The sequence below is a fragment of the Clostridium sp. chh4-2 genome, from assembly GCF_002899675.1.
Classification (GTDB): domain Bacteria; phylum Bacillota; class Clostridia; order Lachnospirales; family Lachnospiraceae; genus CHH4-2.
The window spans coordinates 1-4,160 of sequence record NZ_PKUU01000048.1; the positions used below are offsets into that span (position 1 = coordinate 1).

Annotated in this window: 3 protein-coding genes; all 3 read left to right on the plus strand. The window is 47.0% G+C overall.

What is annotated here, in order from left to right:
• Positions 1–278: 278 nt before the first annotated feature.
• The 3 genes from C0033_RS26595 (at position 279) to C0033_RS26605 (ending at position 4,012) form a co-directional block, all read left to right on the plus strand.
• Positions 279–1,331, plus strand: a complete 1,053-nt coding sequence (locus tag C0033_RS26595; RefSeq protein WP_103230881.1) for an AraC family transcriptional regulator — start codon at positions 279–281, stop codon at positions 1,329–1,331.
• A gap of 240 nt (positions 1,332–1,571) precedes the next feature.
• Positions 1,572–2,711, plus strand: coding sequence for a mandelate racemase/muconate lactonizing enzyme family protein (locus tag C0033_RS26600; RefSeq protein ID WP_103230882.1), 1,140 nt, complete (start codon positions 1,572–1,574; stop codon positions 2,709–2,711).
• Between the two features lie 32 nt (positions 2,712–2,743).
• Positions 2,744–4,012 carry an SLC13 family permease gene (locus C0033_RS26605; RefSeq protein ID WP_103230883.1) on the plus strand — a complete coding sequence of 423 codons (1,269 nt, stop codon included), beginning with the start codon at positions 2,744–2,746 and terminating at the stop codon, positions 4,010–4,012.
• Positions 4,013–4,160 lie beyond the last annotated feature (148 nt).

The following is a 4,160-nucleotide window of genomic DNA, read 5'->3' on the forward strand; positions in this document are numbered from 1 at the left end:
CTCGTTCTGTCCTTACGGGCCTTAGTAGCTCTTAGGGGCGAATCCCGAATCCCATTTGGCTGCATCTTCCTTCCCCGGCCCGGACAGCCCTTCCGACCGTTGGCTTCCGGCTCCGCCTCTCGATTCCGTGCGTACCTTCCGCCAACCCCGTTAAATAACAATTTTCCTATATTTATCCTTGGCTAGCGGGTAGAAAATAGAGGCTCTTTAGAGTATAATGGCATTAACTGTTCTGCATTTGCAGCTGATTGCTATATCAGAAGAAAGAGAGTTAAGTCATGCCGTCATTATATTTTGGGGAGATCAATGATCCGCAGAATCATACTGTGCTGAAAGAATATATCCATGAAATCAATCGGTTCCGTTTCAACTGGCATCCTCAGATGGAGCTGATGATCGTGACTTCCGGAAGGCTGGAAGCTTACGTGGAGGGAAGTATCTACGAGATGGAAGAAGACGATGTGCTGTTCATTAATTCCAATCAGGGCCACGCTACGCTTTTGAAGGAGCCGGGAACTCAGGCTATGGTGCTGCACCTGGACCCTATTATATTTGAAGAGATTTTGGAGGAGGACAAAAGCCTTTGGTTTACCTGCATCTCAGATCCCGTTACCAGGTATCAGCCTGAATTTGTGGAATTGCGCCATTTGGCGGCCTGCATTATGCAGGAACTTTTAAATCAGGAAATGACCGCTTTCTACCGGGTGAGGGGATATGCAGCTTTGCTGGCGGCCCAGCTTTTGTCTGAATTTAAGCCGGAGCAGATATCCAACAAGGGGTTGTCGCAGAATAAAAAGCAGGACAGGGCATTTCATCAGATGATTAAATATTCTGAAAAGAATTACAGCAGGAAGATTACGATGGAGGACCTGTCGGAACTCACCGGATATAATAAAACCTATCTTTCCACCTTGTTTAAGAAACGGATCGGCATTGGATATTATGAATATCTGACCCGGATTCGCCTGCGCCATGGGATACATGAGATGAATAAAACCAATAAGACGATTTTGGAGATAGCATTAGAGACCGGATTTGCGGACGTTAAATCGTTTACTTTGGCATTTAAAAAGTATTTTATGAAAACCCCTAACCAGTACCGGAATGAGATTGAAAATGAAAAGTCGCCGGTTATCGACGAGCTGGTCCGCCAGTTTATTCCCTGCCAGGATGAGCGGGCGGCGGCGAAGATGAAGGAATACACAAGCCGGCCATTTTCGGAGCCTAAGCAGAGGGAGAAAGCCGGTAAAAATGTTTACGAGGAAAAGAATCAGGCTGCATTGGAGCAGGTGGAACGGTTTTATCAGAATATAAAAAATATTTTAAATTGAAAATCCAAGTATTTTACTGCGGTAAGATACTTGGATTTTTTTGATATGTAATATTTCAAAAAATGCTGTAATATCTGAATTTATTTGAATCTACAGAGATCAAATACTTGGACATTTGAATAATAATGAATAAAAAATACCGAATATATAATTATGGATTGTATAAAACTTACAAATATGCGAATAGATTGGAAGCCGGGTGTTTGATATACTCAAGAAAAGTTGAAAGGAGAGGAATGGATGAAGATAACAGAACTGGAGCTGATTCCGGCGGATAAATATTTATTCCTGAAAATCCATACGGATGAAGGGATAACTGGAATTGGAGAAGTGGGAATCTGGGGATATTTAGACGCTGCCGGCGCAGTCATCAATAAAGTGAAGAAGTATCTGATCGGGGAAAATCCCATGAAAACGGAACATATCTGGCAGTTTTTATACCGCTGTCTGTATTTTCGGGGATCTGTAATTATGAGCGCGCTGTCGGCAATTGATATTGCTCTGTGGGATATCAAAGGGAAATATTTGAATGTGCCGGTCTATGAACTGCTTGGAGGTAAGTGCCGGGACAGGGTACGGTCTTATGCGCCGGTTTTTAAGTATACGGCAAAAGAGATGGCGGCAGGGTGTATGGAATTGAAAGAAAAGGGTTTCACGGCGGCCCGGCTGATTATACCGGACCTGACGGCACCGCAGGTTATGGACAATCCGGTTATCTATGCAAAGAAGGTGGAGGAGGAGATTGACAAGATCCGGCAGTGCCGGGAAGCGGTTGGAAGCCAGTTCGACCTCTGCATAGAGATTCACCGTTCTATGACCGTGCCGGAAGCGGTTTCGTTTGCAAAGGGTGTGGAACCGTATCTGCCGTATTTTATCGAAGACCCCATTGCGCCGGACAATGCAAAGGTGATGGCCCAAGTGGCTGCGGCCACGTCCGTACCGATTACAACAGGGGAACGGGCGATTAATCTTCAGGAGATGGACGAGCTGATTACCGCCGGGGCGGCCAGGTATGTGAGACCGGATGTCTGCGCCATAGGGGGGCTGACAGTGGCTAAAAAGGCGGCGGCCATCGCGGAAACGCACTATGTGGGAATCGTTCCCCATAATCCGTTGGGGCCGGTATCCACAGCGGCTTGTCTGCAGTTAGACGCCTGCATTCCCAACTTTGCAATTCAGGAGTTTCCTTCCTTTAACATGGACGGGGCGGAAGACGGCATGATAAAAGACGGGCTTCAGGTGGAAGACGGACATATCCTGATTCCTGACCGGCCTGGAATCGGGATTGAACTGGTGGATGACATCAGGGAACGTTTTCCGGCAAAACCAAGGGATCTGACGGCTGTTATCGCTTATGACGGTTCGGTGCTGGACCGCTAGGCAAACACATTTTACTAAGGGGGTAAAGATTTATGAATCCAATGACAATCACATTAATTGTACTGGTACTGGCAATTGTTCTGTATGCGAGTGAAAAGATACCGCTGGCGCTGACTTCCATTTTAATTGTGGTATCCTTGTCTCTGACAAAGGTGCTCAGCGCATCGGATGCGCTGGGGGGATTTTCCAATACTACGGTTGTGCTGTTTGCCGCTATTTTTGTGTTGGGAGGGGCGCTTGAGAAGACGAGTATTTCGAATAAGATCGGTGATATATTGTATAAATACAGCAATAACGAAAGGCTTCTGATCACGGCTACCATTGCGGTTACGGCAGTATTTTCCGCATTTTTATCCAATACGGCGGTGGCTGCTATTCTGCTTCCTATCATTCTCAGTATTTGCAGCAGCGTTAATATAAGCAGAAGCAAGCTTTTGCTTCCTATGGCTACAGGAGCTGTTATCGGAGGAGGAATTACGCTGATCGGCGGGCCGGGAAATGCGTTTGTGGTGACATCACTGGAAGATTTGGGGACGGGGCAGACTTATTCATTCTTTGATTTTACGGTAGTTGGGCTTCCTATCGCAATTTTAGCGGTTCTCTATGTATTTTTTATCGGCTGGAAGCTGCTTCCGGATTATAAACTGGAGGAAATGGAGATAAAGTCGGATAAGAATAAGAAAGGACATCTGTCTGCCGGGAAAGAAAAATTGGCTTATCTGATCATCGTGCTCACAATCCTGGGGCTGATTTTCAGCGCTCAGATCGGTTATGCCACATGGCTGATCGCCATGGTGGGAGCAGTGCTTCTGGTGCTGACCGGAGTTATGAGTGAAAAAGAGGCGCTTGATTCAATCAGCTGGAAGACTTTGATCATGTTTGCAGGCGTACTGCCTTTGACAACGGCGCTGAAAAATACGGGCGGCGCCGATTTGATCGCATCTGGAATTACTGCTGTGTTGGGAGACTCTACCAATGTATTCCTGATTACGGCGGTCATGTTCGGATTGTCGGCTGTGGTGACTCAGTTCATGTCCAATACGGCTACACTGGCTCTTTTGTGCCCGCTGGCGGGGATTATCGCTCAGTCCATAGGAGCGGACCCGAGATCGCTGATTATGGCGGCTGCTTCAGGAGCGGCGCTCTCCATCTGCACGCCAATTGGGGCTCCGCCTCAGGCTTTGATTTATGGGCCGGGCGGCTATAAATTCATGGATTATATTAAGTTCGCGGCGCCGATTGTGGTGATCTGTTTCTTATTCGCAACGTTTTATCTACCTATCGTTTGGCCATATTATTAATTGCTATTTAACGGATTTGTGAAAGATACGCCCGGAATCGAGATGCGGGGAAGGGAGAGGCGGTCTTTACGGGAACCCGGGCGGGGGGAGAATGAAAAAAGGACAATTGGGATTCGGGATTCGCCCCTAAGTGATACTAAGACCCGCA

Excerpts from the sequence above, each read along its gene's own strand:
- C0033_RS26595 (WP_103230881.1), top strand. The coding sequence starts at position 279 with ATGCCGTCATTATATTTTGGGGAGATCAATGATCCGCAGAATCATACT.
- C0033_RS26600 (WP_103230882.1), top strand. The coding sequence starts at position 1,572 with ATGAAGATAACAGAACTGGAGCTGATTCCGGCGGATAAATATTTATTC.
- C0033_RS26605 (WP_103230883.1), top strand. The coding sequence starts at position 2,744 with ATGAATCCAATGACAATCACATTAATTGTACTGGTACTGGCAATTGTT.